Source organism: Balneolaceae bacterium (genome assembly GCA_034521445.1).
Taxonomy (GTDB): Bacteria; Bacteroidota; Rhodothermia; order Balneolales; family Balneolaceae; genus JAXHMM01.
The window spans coordinates 169,853-187,314 of record JAXHMM010000005.1; the positions used below are offsets into that span (position 1 = coordinate 169,853).

The following is a 17,462-nucleotide window of genomic DNA, read 5'->3' on the forward strand; positions in this document are numbered from 1 at the left end:
CCCCTATTTATATATAGCCCTCTGTTTTTCAGCCGGATAGCTATGTGCCCGGACCCGGACATATTTTCCGGGCTCACGCCATCATTTCATAAGCATTTATTTGACTCAGCTTTTATCTTGGGACCTGCCGCCGCAAAGGGGTCCAACAGGGACGACTCAAGTTATTTAGATCGGTTTTAAATAGCCGGGAGCTCAATTCGCGCGGTTCTAAAAAACGGGTATTTTCCCTACCTTCTTGCCGACTCCGAAACGGGATCCGCTGAATCAGCAACGACTAATTTCACCACAGACCATGGCGCAGATCTTCCCCCAATGGGCTAACGAAGTACCGCGACGGATGCTACTGGGACTCATCATCGTTGTGACCGCGATGGTTGCCGGAGTCTGGTACTATTTCTCCCCCGAATACACCGACGTGGGCTACGCTCCCGAGCAGCCCGTACCCTACAGCCACAAGCTGCACGCCGGCGAGCTGGGACTCGACTGCCAGTACTGCCACAGCGAGGTATTCAATTCCAAGCAGGCCAACGTGCCGGCCACCCAGACCTGCATGAACTGCCACGAGCAAATCGCCACCGACAGCGAAAACCTGGCCGAGATCCGCGAGAGCTGGGAGACCGGGCAGCCGGTGGAGTGGGTGCGCGTGCACAACCTGCCCGACTACGCCTATTTCAACCACGCCGCGCACGTGAACGTGGGCGTGGGATGCGAAACCTGCCACGGCCGTGTGGACCGCATGGAGGTGGTCTTCCAGAAGGAGCCGCTCAGCATGAGCTGGTGCCTGGACTGCCACCGCAATCCCGAGCAGTACGTGCGTCCCGTAGAGGAGGTGACCACCATGGGCTTCCAACCCGAAAACCAGGTCGAAATGGGACGGGACCTGGTGGCCAAGCACAACATCCAGCCGCCCACCTACTGCCAGAGTTGCCACTACTGAGCCACACCTTCTGCGTGAATTTGAATCCCTATATCTAAGCGAATGAGCAGCGAAGCACAACGTCCCAACTACTGGAAAAGCCTGAATGAGCTGGCGCAGAACGAAGAGTACAAGGAGTTCGCCGAGCGGGAGTTTCCGGAAAACGCCACCGAGCTGAGCGACCGCATTTCGCGGCGCAGCTTCCTCCGCGTGATGGGGGCCTCCGTCGCCATGGCCGGTTTCGCGGCCTGCCGCCGTCCCGCCCAGAAGATCCTGCCCTACAGCAGGCAGCCGGAGGAGGTAGTGCCGGGCGTGCCGCTCTTCTACGCCTCGGCCATGCCCTTCCAGGACGCGCTGACGGGACTGGTGGTGGAAAACCACGAGGGACGCCCAACCAAGATCGAGGGCAACGAGATGCAGGCCGCCAGCCGCGGTGCGACCAGCATCTTCAACCAGGCGGCCATCCTGGGCATGTACGATCCCGACCGCTCGCGCTACATCCGCCGCAACGGCGAGCGCGCCTCCCTCAACGACTTTCAATCTTTCTGCGCCGAGCACTTTTCCGATACCTCGCGCAGCATCGTCTTCCTTTCGGAGGCCAGCTCCTCCCCCACCTTCAACCGCATCCGCGGGCAGGCCCTGCAGCGATTCGGCAACGCGGAGTGGATCACCTGGGAGCCCTTCGGGGAGAACAACGCCCTGGAAGGCACCCGCCTCGCATTTGGACGCCGTCTCCGCACGGTGAACCGCTACGACGAGGCGGACGTCATCGTGTCGCTGGACGACGACTTCCTGAACCCGGCCGCCCACAAGAACAGCGTGGAGAACAGCCAGCGCTTCGCCGATCGGCGCCGCGTGATGTCCACCGACGACGACATGTCGCGCCTCTACAGCGTGGAGAGCACCTTTACGCTCACCGGCTCCAACGCCGACAACCGCCTGCGGCTGAAAAGTTCTGAGATTCCCCTCTTTACCTGCGCCCTGGCCGCCCGCCTGTCGGAGTCGGTCAGCGGACTTTCATCCTTCAGCGGCCACAGCAGCAAATTTTCCGGCCACGAATGGATCGGGGCCCTGGCCGAAGACCTTCTCGCCAGCCGCGGGGCCTCCGTGGTGACCGCCGGCGGAGAACACAGCCCCGAGGTGCATGCTGCCGTGGCCGCCATCAACGCGGCCCTGGGCAACATAGGCAGCACCGTAGCCTACTACGAGGTGCCCCACATGGAACAGTCCGACAGCCGCGAGGCCCTTGCGGAGCTGGCCGGGCGCCTCCGCAACGGGGAGGTGGACACCGTCGTGATGACGGGCACCAACCCCGCCTTCGACGCCCCGGCCGACCTGGATTTCGGCGCGGCCCTCGAAGAGGCCGCCGAAGTGATCCACCTGGCCGACTACTACGACGAGACCTCGCAGCTGGCGAGCTGGCACGTCAACCGCACCCACTTCCTGGAGGCCTGGAGCGACGGCTACTCCTACGGGGGAGAGCGTTCGGTGGTCCAGCCCCAGATCGAACCCCTCTTTTCGGGCGTGAGCGACATCGAATTCCTGAATACCATCGTCACAGGACAGGCCTCTGACGGCTATGAGCTGGTGCGGCAGACCTGGCGCTCCTTCCTGGGCAGCGCGAACTTCCAGGACAACTGGGAGCGCGTACTGCACGACGGTGTGGAGAGCGAAGGCCATTTCGAGGAGGTCACCCCCGGCGTGAGCAGCTCCTTTGACGCCGCGGCGCAGGAGCTGATGTCCCGTGCCGCACCCTCCGAAGGCCTGGAGCTGGTCATCCGGCCCGATTCCAAGGTCTTTGACGGGCGCTACGCCAACAACGGCTGGCTGCAGGAGCTTCCCGAACCCATGACCAAGATCACCTGGGACAACGTGGCCCTGATGAGCAGGTCCACCGCCGAATCCCTCGGCATCGAGGCCGCGGGACTGGGCGAGACCGAAACCGAGGTAGTGTCTCTTACCGTGAACGGCACCACCGTGGAGATCCCCGCCTGGGTGCAGCCCGGCCACGCCGACGACAGCATCACCGTCACCGTGGGCTACGGGCGCGAAGGCATCGGCAAGGTGGCCAACGGCACCGGCATCGACACCTATCCCCTGCGCACCACCGATACCATGCACTTCGCCACCGGCGTCTCGGTGGAGCTGGCGGGACGGAGCTATCCCATCGCCTGCACGCAGGACCACTCCAGCATGGAGGGCCGCTCCCTGCTGCGCCACGCCACCCTGGAGGAATACCGCGAGGAACCCGATTTTTCGACCTACGACGCCGCCTACGACGCGGAACTTCCCGGACAGGCCTACGCCGAGGAGCACGGCGCCGACACCCCGCTGAGCATTTTCGACGCCATTGACGGGGCCGACTACCCCGACTACGAACCGCAGTGGGGCATGTCCATCGACCTCAACTCCTGCATAGGCTGCGGGGTGTGCACCATCGCCTGCCAGGCCGAAAACAACATTCCCGTGATCGGCAAGCGGGAGGTGAACAGGGGACGCGAGATGCACTGGATACGCAACGACCGCTACTTCGAGGGCGATGCGGACAACCCGCAGGCCCTCCACCAGCCGGTGCCCTGCATGCACTGCGAGCTGGCGCCCTGCGAGCAGGTCTGCCCGGTGGCCGCCACCACCCACAGCGAGGACGGCATGAACCAGATGGCCTACAATCGCTGCATCGGCACCCGCTACTGCGCCAACAACTGCCCCTACAAGGTGCGCCGCTTCAATTTCTTCAACTACACCAAAGAGTTTCTGACCAGCGGCGACGATCCCGAAGTGGTGCAGATGGCCATGAACCCCGAGGTAACCGTCCGGTTCCGCGGGGTGATGGAGAAATGCACCTACTGCGTGCAGCGTGTAAACCGTGCCAAAATCAATCGCGAAATCGAAACCGACGGGGCCACCATGAAACCGGAGGACGGCAGCGTGGTGACCGCCTGCCAGCAGGCCTGTCCCACCGACGCCATCTACTTCGGCGACCTCACCGACTCCGAGAGCAACGTGGTGCAGTCCAAGCTCAACGAGCGCAACTACCTGCTCCTTGAAGAGCTCAGCACGCGTCCCCGCACCTCCTACCTCGCCAAGCTGCGCAATCCCAACCCGAACCTGGCCTAACCAGAAACCGATATACGATGAGCACCAATTATACGTATGCACCCGAACCGGCACTGGTCAAGGGCGACCACGATTTCGGCAGCATCACCGACCTGATTGCGCGCACGCCCCTGTCGCCCACGCCCAAGCTCTGGTACCTGGCATTCGGCGTGGCCAACCTGCTGCTGATCGTCCTGCTGGGTTCCATCGCCTACCTGATCTGGGAGGGAACGGGTATCTGGGGACTCAACAACCCCGCCGGCTGGGGCTGGGCCATCATCAACTTCGTCTGGTGGGTGGGTATAGGTCACGCCGGCACACTCATTTCGGCCATTCTCTTTCTTTTCAGGCAGGGCTGGCGAACCGCCATCAACCGTTTTGCGGAGGCGATGACCATCTTCGCCGTGCTCTGCGCCGGTATTTTCCCGGCCATCCACGTAGGTAGGATCTGGGTGATCTACTGGGTCTTCCCCATTCCCAACCAGATGGGCATATGGCCCAACTTCAGTTCGCCCCTGCTGTGGGACGTCTTCGCGGTGGGGACCTACCTGACGGTCTCCCTCCTCTTCTGGTACGTGGGACTCATCCCCGACCTGGCCACACTGCGCGACAAGGCCAAGAGCAAAATCGCCCAGGTCTCCTACGGCATCTTCGCCCTGGGCTGGACCGGCAGCTTCCGCAACTGGTGGAACTACGAGAAGGCCTACATGATCCTGGCCGCCCTCGCCACCCCCCTGGTGCTCTCGGTGCACACCATCGTTTCCTTTGACTTTGCCGTCTCCATGATCCCGGGCTGGCACAGCACCATCTTCCCGCCCTACTTCGTCGCCGGCGCCATCTACTCCGGCTTCGCCATGGTGCTCACCCTTATGATCATCGCCCGCAAAATCTATGGGCTGGAAGATATTATGAACATCGACGTGATGGAGCGTATGAACATCGTCATGATGGTGACGGGCAACCTGGTGGCCTTCGCCTACCTGTGCGAGGGCTTCGTCGCCTGGTACAGCGGCTACATCTACGAGCAGGGTATCTTCTGGCTCTACGCCACCGGCCCCTACGCATGGGCCTTCTATATACTGATGTTCTGCAACGTGATCACCCCGCAGTTCCTCTGGTCGAAGAGCATCAGACGCAACGTGGCCATCACCTTCGTGATCTCCATCATCGTGAACATCGGCATGTGGTTCGAGCGCTTCATGATCGCCGTGGTATCGCTTTCCACCGACTTCATGCCCTCCAACTGGGATTACTACTCCCCCACCATGTGGGACATTTCGATCTACGTCGGCACCTTCGGACTCTTTTTCACCTGCTTCCTGCTTTTCCTGCGCTACCTGCCGATGGTCGCCATCGCCGAGGTCAAGGGCGCCATGCCCCAGGCCAACCCGCACAACTACGACGAGGAGAGCGGGGAATTCGATCCGAGCAGCGTGGAACCGAAGCTCGTTGAGGTCGCACAGCAAGAGCAAACCGCCTAAAACGCCGCACCATGAAAGCCAACGACACGAAACTATACGGCATCCTGGCCGAGTTCCGCAATCCCAAGGAGTTGACGGATGCGGCCGAGGCCGTCGAACGCTCCGGCTACAGGGACTACGACACCTACGCCCCCTTCCCCATCCACGGGATGGAGAAGGCCATGGCCCTCAAGAACTCCCCCCTGGGATGGATTGTGCTGGTCGGGGGACTGACAGGCATGATCGGGGCCCTGGCCCTGATGATCTGGGTGATGGGCTACGAATACCCCATGAACATCAGCGGGAAGCCCTACATCAACTTTCCCATCTACGTACCCATCACCTTCGAGCTGACCGTGCTCTTTTCGGCCTTTGCGGCCACCTTCGGCATGCTGGCGATGAACGGACTTCCGCGCCTGCACAACCCGCTGTTCAACGTGGAGCGCTTCAAGAAGGCTTCGGACGACGGTTTCTTCATCTGCATCGAGGCCACCGACGACCTCTTCGCCGAGGAGAAAGTCTCCAAGCTCTTCAGCGACCAGGGGGCCACCCACATTGAGACCGTCTACGAATCGGAATAGCCACATGTTCAACACGCAACCGCACCCGATGAATCGATCCAAGCTTGTACTCCTGGCCGCCCTGGCACTTCCCCTGGTGCTGGCATCCTGCCGTGGACAGATCTCCGAGAAGGAGCCCATCCACCCCAACATGAACATGGACCAGCAGAATCGCTTCGAAGCCCAGGAGAGCAATCCCTTTTTCGAGGACAACCGCTCCATGCGCATGCCGGTGGAGGGCACCGTGGCCCGCGGCAACCTGCGCGCCGACAAGGCCTACTACCAGGGCATCAACCCCGACAGCTCCTTCGTCGAGGAGATGCCCGTGGAGCTGAGCCGCGAGCTTCTGAACAGGGGACAGCGCCAGTACAACGTCTACTGCAGCGTCTGCCACGGCGTTACCGGGGCGGGCAACGGCATTATCATGGAGGGGCAGTACGGCTTCGTGCCGGCCCCCACCTTCCATATGGATCGCATCCGCGACCTGCCGGACGGCCATCTCTATTCGGTCATCGCCAACGGCATACGCACCATGCCCGGCTACGGCCACCAGGTCAAGGTGGAGGACCGCTGGGCCATCGTGGCCTACCTGCGCGCCCTGCAGCGCAGCCAGAATGTGAGCGAGGAGGAGATGCAGCAGTACGAGGTGGACCTGGCCGCCCTCCAGCAGGAATACGCCGCGCGCATGCAGGCCGAGCAGGAACGGGAGGCCGCCGCCTCGGCCGGCGAGGAGATCTCCGCCGAGCGCGGACAGCAGCTCTTCACGCAGAACGGCTGCCAGGGCTGCCACTCCATCGACGGCAGCGACGGGGTGGGTCCCACCCACCAGAACCTCTTCGGGCGCACCGAGACCATGGAGGACGGCTCCACCGTGACGGTCGACTCCGCCTACGTGCACGATTCCATCGTAAATCCCTCCGAACAAATCGTGGAGGGCTACCAGCCGGTCATGGTTCCCTACGACTACCTGAGCGAAGCGGAGATCGCCTCCATCATCGCCTACCTGCGAACCCTCAGCGATAACCAGTAAGCACCCGATTCCGCCATGAGCAACGTCAAAATCACCGACAACCTGGATTTCCCGGCCGAACTGAATCCCACAAGGAGCCTGTTCGGCGTGGGCGTGGTTGCCCTTATTGCCACCGCGGTCGGCTACTTTTTGGACCACGACCAGTTTTTCTTCTCCTACCTGGTGAGCTTTGCCTTCTACTCCAGCATCGGGCTGGCCTGCCTCTTTTTTGTGATGCTGCAGCACGTGACCCGCTCCCACTGGAGCGTGGCCCTGCGCCGCATTCCCGAGGCCTTCTCCTCCAACCTCTGGATCTGGGGCCTTTTCATTATTCCCGTGCTGCTGGGCATGCACTCCCTCTACCACTGGACCCACGCCGATGCGGTCGCCGCCGACCCGGTACTCCAGGGCAAGGTCCCCTACCTGAACACCCCTTTCTTCATTGCGCGCCAGGTGCTCTACTTTGCCATATGGAGCTTCCTGGGCTACCGCCTCTACAGGAAATCCGTCGAAATGGACGAGACGGGCGACTGGGGACTGCAGACCCTGCTCCGGCGGACCAGCGGACCGGGAATCTTCGTTTTCGGCATCACCTTCGCCTTCGCCAGCTTCGACTGGATGATGTCCCTCGATCCCCACTGGTACTCCACCATGTTCGGCGTCTACTATTTCGCCATGAGCTTCCAGGCCTTCTTCGCCATGATGATCCTGCTGGTGCTCTTCCTCTGGAAGCGCGGCCTGCTGACCGACACCCTGCAGAAGGGACACCTCTACGACCTGTCGGTGCAGATGTTCGGCTTTACCATATTCTACGCCTACATCGCTTTTTCCCAGTTCCTGCTGATCTACTACGCCAACATTCCCGAAGAGACCGTCTGGTTCCTGGAGCGCCTGCAGGGCGGCTACCAGTACCTGGCCTGGTTCTACCTCTTCGGCCGATTTGTAATTCCCTTCGTAGTGCTTCTGCCTAAGTGGGTCAAGACCAACACTCGGATCGTGAGCACCGTCTCCGTGCTGATTCTCGTCTCCCACCTGGTGGAGCTCTACTGGATCATCATGCCGGTGCTCAACGAACACGGCTTCCATTTTAACTGGATGACCCTCACCGCCCTGCTGGGACTCGGAGGCGTTTTCCTGGGCTTCTTTTTCCATCGCTACGCCCAGGGCAAGATGGTGCCGTTGAAAGACCCACGCCTGGCGGATTCGCTGGACAAACACTGATCGAACGAACCTAAGCACAACACCATGGCTGGTACCGAACACTATTCTGCTGATTTTAAACGCACCGTGGCCCGGGAGGCCCTGGACCAGGACCGTGAAAACCTGGACCGCCTCTCCGAAAAGCACGGCGTGCCGGTCTCTCTTATACTCACCTGGGCCGTGGAATTGGAGAAACACGGGGAGGACGCATTTGCCGACTCCGGCGAGGATGCCGGCGCCCGGGACGCCTCCGAGGCAGTTGGCCCGGACCACCAGACCGGCACGGAGACCTGGGAACTGGAGATCGAAAACGAAGACGTGGCCGCCGGCGCCAGTGAGGGTGCCATGCTTGACCGCCTCAACTACAAGAGGCTCATTTTCTGGAGTGTTTTCGGCATGGTTCTCGTTGTGATCTTCACCGTGGCACTCTTCGAATTGTACCAGTACAACACCCAGCTCGTGCGCGAGCGCGTCTCGGCCGGCAGCGAATACTACGAGGTCAACGAGCTCCGCAGGCAGGGTGAGGATCAACTATCAGAATTCGGTGTGGTGGATCCCGAAGCGGGCATCTACCACATTCCCATTGACAGCGCCATGAACCAGATGGTGCAGCAAAACAACTGAGAAGCAACCCCATGAAGTATGTAGGACATGTTCTGCTTGTCGCGGTCCTGTTCCTGCATCCTGAGTATGTTTTCGGCCAGCTTAACCAGCAGCAACCCCGCGAACTTCAGAATGTAGGCATCGAGGAGCGGCTCGGCGAAAAGATCCCCCTGGATCTTCGCTTCGCCGACGCCGAGGGCGACTCCGTCACCCTCGGCCAGCTGATGCAGCAGGGCAAGCCCGTGCTGCTGAACCCGGTCTATTACGAATGTCCACAGCTCTGCACGCTGGTCATCGAGGCCGTGCTTCGCGGGGTGGAGGAGGTTACCTGGAATCCCGGGGACGACTACACCATCGTCACCTTCAGCATCGATCCCGGTGAGGGACCGGAGCTGGCGGCGCGCGAGAGACAGCGCATCCTTGAGAAACTGGGGCGCCGTGGCGCCGGCGAGGGCTGGCACTTCCTGACCGGCAAAGAGCCGGCCGTCCGCGCGCTGACCGAAGCCATCGGCTACAAGTACGAGAAACTGGAACGCAACGCCGAATACGCCCACGGGGCCGGCGTGATGTTTGCCAGTCCGCAGGGCGTGCTTACGCGCTATCTCTACGGCATAAGTTTTACCGGTTTCAACTTCCGCAATGCCCTCTACGAGGCGGCCGACGGAAACATCGGGAGCACCGTAGAACAGGCCCTGCTCTACTGCTATTCCTACGACCCATCTTCTCAAAGTTACGTGCCCGTGGCATGGCGCATCATGAAGCTCGGCGCCTTGGTCGTCCTGCTATTTCTCGGTATATTTCTCGCCTTCATGTGGCTGAGAGAGGGGAAAAACAAGAGCAGGAGAGACTGGAGCCTCAGCGGCATCACCCGCATTGATGGTGACGAAGAAAACCCGATCATTGAAACGAAGATCATAGAAACGAATGCAAGCGATTAGCGATTTTTTCCTGCCCCCGGCCAAGTCCACTCTGGCCTCGCAGATGGACGCCGTATTCTGGTACGTCCACATCAGCAGCCTGATCTTCACCATCGGGGTGCTTGCGGCCATCGGCTGGTTCATCTGGAAGTACCGCCGCCGTTCCGATAACGACGTCACCCCGGTAATCACCCACAACAGCGCCCTGGAGGTCACCTGGTCGGTCATACCCCTGGTGCTCTGCCTGATCTGTTTCGGATGGGGCTTCAAGGCCTTCCAGGATTTCCGTACCGTACCCGACGACGCCTACGAGGTGAACGTGACCGGGCAAAAATGGACCTGGCAGTTCAGCTACGCCAACGGGGCCAGCACCGTGGGCGAGTTGCACGTACCCGCCGACCGCCCCGTCAAGCTGGTCATGACTTCCCGCGACGTTATCCACTCCTTTTATGTGCCCGATTACCGCATTAAGCAGGACGTGGTGCCCAACCGCTACACCGAGCTCTGGTTCGAGGCCAAGGAGCCGGGCGAGTCGGTGGTATTCTGCACCGAATACTGCGGTACGGACCACTCCAACATGATGGCCCAGGTGATCGTCCACAGCCCTGAAGAGTTTGAGAACTGGCTGGCTTCCAACGCCGGGGGCGCCTCCCAGCCCGACGACCTGTCACAGGCCGAATGGGGCGAGCAGATCTCCCAGCAGTACGCCTGCATGACCTGCCACGTTCCCGACGGCAGCGGCCAGGCCCCCTCCTGGGACGGCCTGTTCGGCAGCACCGAGACGCTGTCGGACGGCTCCACGGTGGAGGTGGACGAAAACTACATCCGCGAGTCCATCCTGGAGCCCAACGCCAAGGTCGTGGAGGGTTACAACGAGGGACTGATGAATACCTACCAGGGCACCCTCAACGAAGACCAGATTACGGCCATCATCGAATACATGAAAACGCTGAACAACTGACACATGGCATCTGCAGAAGCGAGTAAAAATTCCAAGAAAGTACAGGTCCGCCGCTACAAGCCGGAGGAGGATCCCAAGGAGCACTATCTGAATACGGATACGGGCATCTGGAACTGGCTCACCACGGTCGATCACAAGAAGATCGGCCTGCTCTACCTGATGGCGCTGTCCGTCTTCTTCCTTGCCGGCGGCCTGCTGGCCCTGGGCATCCGCATTGAGCTGTGGGACCCCGCGGCCAACGTTTATCCAGGCCGACACCTACAACCAGCTCTTCACGCTGCACGGCGCGATCATGATTTTCCTCTTCCTGGTCCCCGCCGTACCGGCCATCCTGGGCAACTTCATCCTGCCCATCCACGTGGGGGCGAAGGACGTGGCCTTCCCCAGGATTAACCTGGCCAGTTTCTACGTATACTGCGGGGGCGCGCTCTTGATGCTCACCGCCATCATCTCCGGCGGGGTGGACACCGGCTGGACCTTCTACACCCCCTACTCCTCAACGACCGAAGGGGCGGTGACCTGGATGACCTTCGGGGTCTTCGTCATCGGCTTTTCGTCCATTATGACGGGCCTAAACTTTATCGTGACCATCCACAAGATGCGCGCGCCCGGCATCACATGGGACAAGCTCTCGCTTTTCTGCTGGTCGCTCTACGCCACCAGCATCATCCAGATCCTGGCCACGCCCGTGCTGGCCATCACCCTGCTGCTGCTCGCCATGGAACGCGTGCTGGGCATCGGCATCTTCGATCCCGCACTGGGCGGCGACCCGGTGCTCTACCAGCACTTCTTCTGGTTCTACTCGCACCCGGCCGTGTACATCATGATCGTGCCCGGCTTCGGGGTGGTCTCCGAGATCATCTCCACCTTTTCCAAGAAAACCATCTTCGGCTACTGGGCCATCGCCCTGTCATCGCTCGCCATCGCCTTCATCAGCTTCCTGGTCTGGGGCCACCACATGTTCGTCTCCGGCCAGGCCGACCTCGCCTCCATCGTCTTCTCCTTCCTCACCTTCCTGGTGGGCATCCCGACGGGCATCAAGATGTTCAACTGGCTGGCCACCATGTACAAGGGATCCATCTCCCTGCAGACGCCCCTGCTGTACATACTCGGGTTTTTCTTCCTGTTCACGGTGGGCGGGCTGACCGGCATCGCGCTGGCCACCCTCTCCATCGACGTGCACCTGCACGACACCTACTACGTGGTCGCCCACTTCCACTTCGTGATGGTGGGAGGCATGGTGATGGCCTTCCTCGGGGGGCTCCACTACTGGTGGCCCAAGATGTTCGGGGTCATGTACAACCAGACGCTGGCCAAAATCGCCTGCGGACTGATCTTCCTGGGCTTCAACGTCACCTTCCTGCCGCAGTTCGTGATGGGCTCGCTCGGCATGCCGCGGCGCTATTTCACCTACATCGACCAGTTCCAGCCCTTCCACCAGGTCTCGACCATAGGGTCCTTCATCCTGGGCATCGGCTTCATGCTGGTATTCTATTACATGCTCAAAACCGTCTTCTTTGGAGGCGAAAAGGTCGGCCCCAATCCCTGGGGCAGCCGCGCTACCGAATGGCAGATCGCCTCCCCCGCGCCGGCGCATAATTTCGAGTACACGCCGGTCATGATTCACGGCCCCTACGACTACCACAAGCCCATGGCGGAATTTCAGCTCGGACTGGCCGGCGGCAACGGGCACGACCCTGCGCACGGGGCCAAGATCGAGGCCGGTCCCGATACCAAGGTAGAGGCAGAAGAGTAACAGCGAACCGACAAACGAATTTCAACCATGTCCAATCATTCCGAATCATCCTCGCATCCCGCTTTCCTGCAGCACCACTTTGTGAATGCGGAGCAGCAGTTCAACACCGCCAAGTTCGGGATGTGGGTGTTCCTGGCCACCGAGATCCTCATGTTCGGGGGACTCTTCGCCGCCTACATCATCTACCGGGTCTGGCACCCCGAGCTCTTTACGATGGCCTCCACCGAACTTAACACGCTCTGGGGAGGCGTCAACACCCTCGTGCTGATCGGGAGCTCCCTGACGGTGGCCATGGCCATCAAGTCGGCCCAACTCAACCAGATACGCAACATCGCCATCAACCTGGGCATCACCATTGCCCTGGCCTGCGTGTTCATGGTGATCAAGTACTTTGAGTACGAACACAAATTCCACCTGGGCATCTACCCGGGCGAATTTTATACTTTTGAGGGCATCGCTCATCCCGAAGGCCAACATCTTTTTCAGCCTCTACTACCTGATGACCGGTCTGCACGGCATTCACGTGCTCGTGGGCATCGGACTGATGACCTGGCTTCTGGTGCGAACCCTGAAAGGCCACTTCAACGCCGACTACTACACCCCGGTGGAGATCACCGGCCTCTACTGGCACCTGGTCGACATCATCTGGATCTTCCTCTTCCCGCTCTACTACCTGATCGACTGAGCGGGCGGGCTACACCAAAGGAATTGACGAACCGACAAAACGATATTCAGCCATGAGCGGACATCACATTTCCACCGATAAGATTCTCCTGGGCGTCGCCGGCGCGCTCTTTTTTCTCACCATCGTCACAGTAGGCGTGCACTACCTCGCCCTCCCCCACCCCTGGTCCATCCTGGTCGCCATGGCCGTCGCCGTGGCCAAAGCCGCCCTGGTGGTGCTCTTCTTTATGAACCTCTACTGGGATGAGCGCTTCAACTCTATGGTATTTGTCACCGCGCTGCTCTTCCTGGCACTGCTGGTAATACTGTCCATGCTGGACGTCTTCTTCCGCGCGCCGGTGCAGCCGGGATTTTAGACTAGTCCAGCCCCAGTCCCACTATCTGAAATCTCCTCACCACGCTGCCGGAATCGTCTGAGTTGTCCGCCAGGTAAAGCTGTCCGCTCCGATCCACCCAGAGGGGACGCTTGCGCTGGGTTATTCCCAGGTCCAGGGTGTCGGTGACCGTGTACCGGAGCAATTCGAGGGAGTCTGAAAAGTGCTCAATCACAAGCTGGGCTCCCTTCTGTTCCCGGCCGCCATCCGTACCGCTGTTCTCTCCTTCACTGCTTCCCGCATCCCCCTCACCCTCGGGAAAACGATAGGAAATATGCAGATAAGTCCCATCTCTCAAGGGGTACATGCCAAAGGTGACGGAATGTTGCATAATAATAGCACTCCGCCCACCCCTCATCATCAGCATGGCATCGATCCTGGGAGGCGGATCATCGCTCGACCCAAATTGAAGAGGCGGGTCGATGGTCTGGTATCCCTCTACGGCCCTCGCCCATTGATAGCCTTCCCCTTCGTCAGTATAAAGATGCAGCTTGCCCGCATAGGTGGATGGGATGAATACAAAAGCACGTTCTCCCGTCACAACAGCCTTACCCGCCTGATTGGTCAAAAATCTTTTTTCCATCTCATCCTCAAACCAGGGAATAACCCGTTCTGCCTCTCCAACACTCTCCTCAAGACGGGAAAAGTTCCGACTGACCACGTGTGCCATGCTCTGGCTCTCTTCGTTCCAACCGATGAGTACAAATCGGCCATCGGGTAATTCCCGAATCTGGACAATTCGGTTGATGCCGGGTGCTGGTTCGCTTCGGAGCACGTCTCCGGTTTGGTCAAACATGGTAAGGCGTGCGTTATCAAAATCGGCGGTTATCAGGCGATTGTTGCTGTCAACATACATGGCCGTGATATTCTGATGCTCACCGGGTCCCCTGCCCTCACCCCCCAGCGTTTGGATATACGTACCCTCACGGTCGAATTTATAAATCTCGTTAATACCGTCTGTGCCCACATACACATAGATGGCACCCTGCCGGTCCACGGCCAAGTCATTGACAAAGGTCAGAAAAGGTGCACTCCCTCCCTCATCTCCGCTGCTGATCACCAGGTTCTCGTGGAGGGTCATGGGCGTTCCCGGGTCGACGGCATCCTGCTCCTGCGGACGTTCCCCGCATGCCGAGAGAAGGAGTGTGGCAACCAGAAGCAGGAAGATATTATATCTTACAACAGACATTTGTATGGAGGTCGGTTCCGGCTTTCTTGCATACTAATCACTTAGTGATATTACGGACAATCACAGGAAAAAACATCCACTTTGTATTGTACTTACATTGTAATTACTTTACGGTGTATTACCATCAAATAGCGACACCATGAAAACCAAACTTATTCGCATTGGCAACTCCCAGGGCGTCCGAATCCCCAAGCCTCTGATCGAAGAGAGCGGGCTGTCAGGGGAAATTGAGATGATCTTGCGCGACGATGAAATCATCCTCCGTCCTGCCGAGGAAATCCGGAAAAACTGGGACGAGGCCTTCGAAGATATGGCCCGGGAAAACGATGACCGGCTGTTGGACCGGGAGGACACCGAAAAGCCCGGTAAATGGGATGAAGAGGAGTGGACATGGTAGCCAGCCAGACGGTCCGGCGTTTTGAGGTATATCTGATTTCACTCGGTCCGACGAAAGGGTCGGAAATCAGGAAAACCCGTCCCTGTCTGATCATCTCACCGGACGAAATGAACCGACATATAAGGACGGTGATCATCGCCCCCATGACCTCAACCATAAAAACGTATCCCTCGCGGATCACGACTACCTTCCAGGGTAAAAAGGGACAGATTGTATTGGACCAGATTCGGACAGTAGACAAATCACGACTCGTGAAAAAGCTGGGAACGATCAGTTCTGCGGCCGAAGATAAGGTACTTAGTCTCCTCCAAGAGATGTTTGCCTCTTGAGCCTCCCGCCTGCCCGATGCACAAACAGACCGGCAGACAGCCGGTACATCACATCAGCCGGAAGCACTACCTTTACGGCAGCTTCAGCACCATCACCAGCAGGAACTCCAGGGCCACCATGATGGCAATGCCGGTCAGGTGCAGCACCTGGAAGGCGGGCGGCATGCCCAGGTAGTAGAGCCCGGCGCCCAGGGCAATTTGCATGAGAATCACCCCGAAGATGGCCATGCCCAGCCGCGAGAGCAGCCGCGAGCTTGTTTTCCACCCTGTCAGCCAGAAAAGATAGCCTCCCCCGAGAAACAGCGTCCACGAAAAGGTGCGGTGGATCTCGTCGACCGTACCGATCATGGAGATCCACTCCCCGCGCGGCGGCACCATCTCGGCGTTCTTGATCACGTCCACCGCCTCGCGCACCTGCGTGCCCAGTACCAGCTGGAAAGCGGTGAGCAGCAGCACGGCGAGGGAAATGCCATAGAGCCTGCGCCAGGTGGAAGTTGAGAGCTCGAAGGAAAAATCCAGCCGGTCGCCCATGGCGCGGAAGACCGCGTAGATAAGCACCAGCATGATGAGCATGGCCAGCATCATGTGGAGGGTGATCAGCCACTCGTCCAGGCCCGTCTCCACCACGCGTCCCCCGAGCCATCCCTGCACCAGCACCAGCACGAAGGCGGCGGCGGAGCTCCAGAGCACGGCCGGCTTTTCGCGGCGGTAGCGAAAGGAGAGCAGAAAGGTGGCCGTGATCAGCAATCCGATCACCACCCCCACCAGCCGGTTTACGTACTCGGTCCACGTCTTCCAGACGTTGAACTCGGTGGCGTCAAAGCCGGCGGGCAGTTCGGCGGCCGAGGTAGGCGGAATCCACACTCCGAAGCATTTGGGCCAGTCGGGGCATCCCAGCCCGGCCCCCGCGGCGCGTACCAGTCCCCCGACAAAAATTAAAAAAATCACCGCCCCCACCGTCGTAAGGGCCGTCTTCTGATAGGTGTTGAGAGGCATAAGGGGACTCCTGCTGCTCGGTTGCCAGGGTGTTTAAGGGTAACAATTCTCCCGATTAATCACTACCTTATTTCCTCGAAAAATTCCTTCCCGCACATGAAATCAAGCACCGAATACGCCCAGTCGAGGCTGCTGGACACCGATACCCTGGCGGCCTACTTCGAACTGACCAAGCCCGGCATCACCATGACGGTCCTGGCCAGCATGCTTATCGGTTTCGTGCTGGGTTCGGGCGCGGAGATCGATTTCTTTCTGATGATCCACGCCCTTGTGGGCACCTGGCTGATCGCCTCCGGAACGGCCGCCCACAACCAGTTCATGGAGTGGCGCTACGACGGGCGGATGAAACGCACCCGGGAGCGGCCTGTCCCCTCCAGCAAGATCTCTCCCACCCGCAGCGCCATCTTCTCCTTCACGCTGATGGCCGCCGGGCTGCTCTACCTCGTGCTGCTCGTCAACCAGGTGGCCGCCGCCGTCTCCCTGCTGACTACCCTCATCTACCTGGGCGCCTATACGCCTCTCAAACGCGTTTCGGCCGTCAACGTACTGGTGGGTTCGGTCCCCGGCGCTCTGCCCGTTGTGGGCGGCTGGGCCGCAGCCACGGGACACCTGGGCAGCATCGGCATGTGGCTTCTTTTCGGCATCGTATTTCTATGGCAGATTCCCCACGTGATGGCCATCGCCTGGGTGTGCAAGGATGACTACAGCACGGCGGGTTTCCGCATGCTGCCACGCAACGACGAGCGAGGCAGGAAGGCGGCCGGTTACATGCTGGCCTGCCTGGTTGCCCTGCTGCCTGTAACCTGGGCAGTCTGGTCCATCGGACTGTTAGGCTGGATCTTCCTGGTGGGGAGCTTGATCTGCGGGGTGGTCTTCCTGGCCTTCGGGCTGTTATTTGCACGGGACCGTGACAAGGCCTCCGCCAAAAAGCTGATGTTCGCCTCCTTCGGCTACCTGCCGCTGGTGTGGCTCTTCGTGTTTATCGACCAGCTGGTGCTGCGCTGGTTCTAGGCAA

General features: G+C 60.0%; 19 protein-coding genes. 16 read left to right on the forward strand and 3 right to left on the reverse strand.

Annotated features, from left to right (window positions below; all coding sequences use genetic code 11):
• The first annotated feature begins 292 nt into the window (after window positions 1–292).
• From U5K31_04635 to U5K31_04685, 11 genes are read left to right on the forward strand one after another with little or no spacing between them, the layout of a single operon-like run.
• Entirely contained in the window at window positions 293–937 is a 645-nt protein-coding gene (locus U5K31_04635; protein MDZ7772013.1) for a cytochrome c3 family protein, read from the forward strand.
• Window positions 938–979: 42 nt separating this feature from the next.
• Window positions 980–4,033, forward strand: coding sequence for a TAT-variant-translocated molybdopterin oxidoreductase (locus U5K31_04640; protein ID MDZ7772014.1), 3,054 nt, complete (start codon window positions 980–982; stop codon window positions 4,031–4,033).
• Window positions 4,034–4,050: 17 nt separating this feature from the next.
• On the forward strand, window positions 4,051–5,493 hold the full coding sequence (nrfD, locus tag U5K31_04645) for an NrfD/PsrC family molybdoenzyme membrane anchor subunit (protein MDZ7772015.1): 1,443 nt from the start codon (window positions 4,051–4,053) through the stop codon (window positions 5,491–5,493).
• Window positions 5,494–5,504: 11 nt separating this feature from the next.
• Window positions 5,505–6,053, forward strand: coding sequence for a DUF3341 domain-containing protein (locus U5K31_04650; GenBank protein MDZ7772016.1), 549 nt, complete (start codon window positions 5,505–5,507; stop codon window positions 6,051–6,053).
• A 28-nt stretch (window positions 6,054–6,081) separates the two neighbouring features.
• Window positions 6,082–7,062 carry a c-type cytochrome gene (locus U5K31_04655; protein ID MDZ7772017.1) on the forward strand — a complete coding sequence of 327 codons (981 nt, stop codon included), beginning with the start codon at window positions 6,082–6,084 and terminating at the stop codon, window positions 7,060–7,062.
• Between the two features lie 15 nt (window positions 7,063–7,077).
• Window positions 7,078–8,262: a hypothetical protein gene (locus U5K31_04660; GenBank protein ID MDZ7772018.1), complete on the forward strand. Its 1,185-nt coding sequence runs from the start codon at window positions 7,078–7,080 to the stop codon at window positions 8,260–8,262.
• 24 nt (window positions 8,263–8,286) lie between these two features.
• Window positions 8,287–8,865, forward strand: a complete 579-nt coding sequence (locus U5K31_04665) for a hypothetical protein (GenBank protein MDZ7772019.1) — start codon at window positions 8,287–8,289, stop codon at window positions 8,863–8,865.
• 11 nt (window positions 8,866–8,876) lie between these two features.
• Complete coding sequence (locus U5K31_04670; GenBank protein ID MDZ7772020.1) at window positions 8,877–9,782, forward strand: SCO family protein; 906 nt, start codon at window positions 8,877–8,879, stop codon at window positions 9,780–9,782.
• Window positions 9,769–10,722: a cytochrome c oxidase subunit II gene (gene coxB, locus U5K31_04675; protein MDZ7772021.1), complete on the forward strand. Its 954-nt coding sequence runs from the start codon at window positions 9,769–9,771 to the stop codon at window positions 10,720–10,722. Before U5K31_04670 ends, coxB begins: the two co-directional genes overlap by 14 nt.
• Window positions 10,723–10,725: 3 nt before the next feature.
• Window positions 10,726–11,115, forward strand: a complete 390-nt coding sequence (locus U5K31_04680) for a hypothetical protein (GenBank protein ID MDZ7772022.1) — start codon at window positions 10,726–10,728, stop codon at window positions 11,113–11,115.
• Window positions 11,015–12,478 carry a cbb3-type cytochrome c oxidase subunit I gene (locus U5K31_04685; protein ID MDZ7772023.1) on the forward strand — a complete coding sequence of 488 codons (1,464 nt, stop codon included), beginning with the start codon at window positions 11,015–11,017 and terminating at the stop codon, window positions 12,476–12,478. The genes U5K31_04680 and U5K31_04685 overlap by 101 nt, the downstream gene beginning before the upstream one ends.
• Window positions 12,479–12,523: 45 nt before the next feature.
• Here U5K31_04685 and U5K31_04690 read toward each other — a convergent pair whose 3' ends face one another.
• On the reverse strand, window positions 12,524–12,940 hold the full coding sequence (locus U5K31_04690) for a hypothetical protein (protein MDZ7772024.1): 417 nt from the start codon (window positions 12,938–12,940) through the stop codon (window positions 12,524–12,526).
• On the opposite strand from U5K31_04690, the gene U5K31_04695 reads away from it, so the two are divergent.
• Window positions 12,924–13,163, forward strand: a complete 240-nt coding sequence (locus U5K31_04695) for a cytochrome c oxidase subunit 3 (GenBank protein ID MDZ7772025.1) — start codon at window positions 12,924–12,926, stop codon at window positions 13,161–13,163. The two genes, U5K31_04690 and U5K31_04695, sit on opposite strands and share 17 nt — an antisense overlap.
• A gap of 52 nt (window positions 13,164–13,215) precedes the next feature.
• Window positions 13,216–13,518 carry a cytochrome C oxidase subunit IV family protein gene (locus tag U5K31_04700; protein ID MDZ7772026.1) on the forward strand — a complete coding sequence of 101 codons (303 nt, stop codon included), beginning with the start codon at window positions 13,216–13,218 and terminating at the stop codon, window positions 13,516–13,518.
• Window position 13,519: 1 nt separating this feature from the next.
• On the opposite strand, the gene U5K31_04705 is transcribed toward U5K31_04700, so the two are convergent.
• Window positions 13,520–14,725 carry a 6-bladed beta-propeller gene (locus U5K31_04705; protein MDZ7772027.1) on the reverse strand — a complete coding sequence of 402 codons (1,206 nt, stop codon included), beginning with the start codon at window positions 14,723–14,725 and terminating at the stop codon, window positions 13,520–13,522.
• 139 nt (window positions 14,726–14,864) lie between these two features.
• Between U5K31_04705 and U5K31_04710 the strand changes: the two genes are divergently transcribed.
• Window positions 14,865–15,122 (forward strand): AbrB/MazE/SpoVT family DNA-binding domain-containing protein, encoded by a 258-nt coding sequence (locus U5K31_04710; protein MDZ7772028.1) that lies wholly within the window; start codon window positions 14,865–14,867, stop codon window positions 15,120–15,122.
• Complete coding sequence (locus tag U5K31_04715; protein ID MDZ7772029.1) at window positions 15,116–15,451, forward strand: type II toxin-antitoxin system PemK/MazF family toxin; 336 nt, start codon at window positions 15,116–15,118, stop codon at window positions 15,449–15,451. The genes U5K31_04710 and U5K31_04715 overlap by 7 nt, the downstream gene beginning before the upstream one ends.
• A 72-nt stretch (window positions 15,452–15,523) precedes the next feature.
• Here U5K31_04715 and U5K31_04720 read toward each other — a convergent pair whose 3' ends face one another.
• Window positions 15,524–16,447, reverse strand: a complete 924-nt coding sequence (locus tag U5K31_04720) for a COX15/CtaA family protein (GenBank protein MDZ7772030.1) — start codon at window positions 16,445–16,447, stop codon at window positions 15,524–15,526.
• 96 nt (window positions 16,448–16,543) lie between these two features.
• On the opposite strand from U5K31_04720, the gene cyoE reads away from it, so the two are divergent.
• The gene (gene cyoE / locus U5K31_04725; GenBank protein MDZ7772031.1) at window positions 16,544–17,458 is read left to right on the forward strand and encodes a heme o synthase; all 915 of its coding nucleotides are present in this window, start codon (window positions 16,544–16,546) and stop codon (window positions 17,456–17,458) included.
• Window positions 17,459–17,462: the final 4 nt, after the last annotated feature.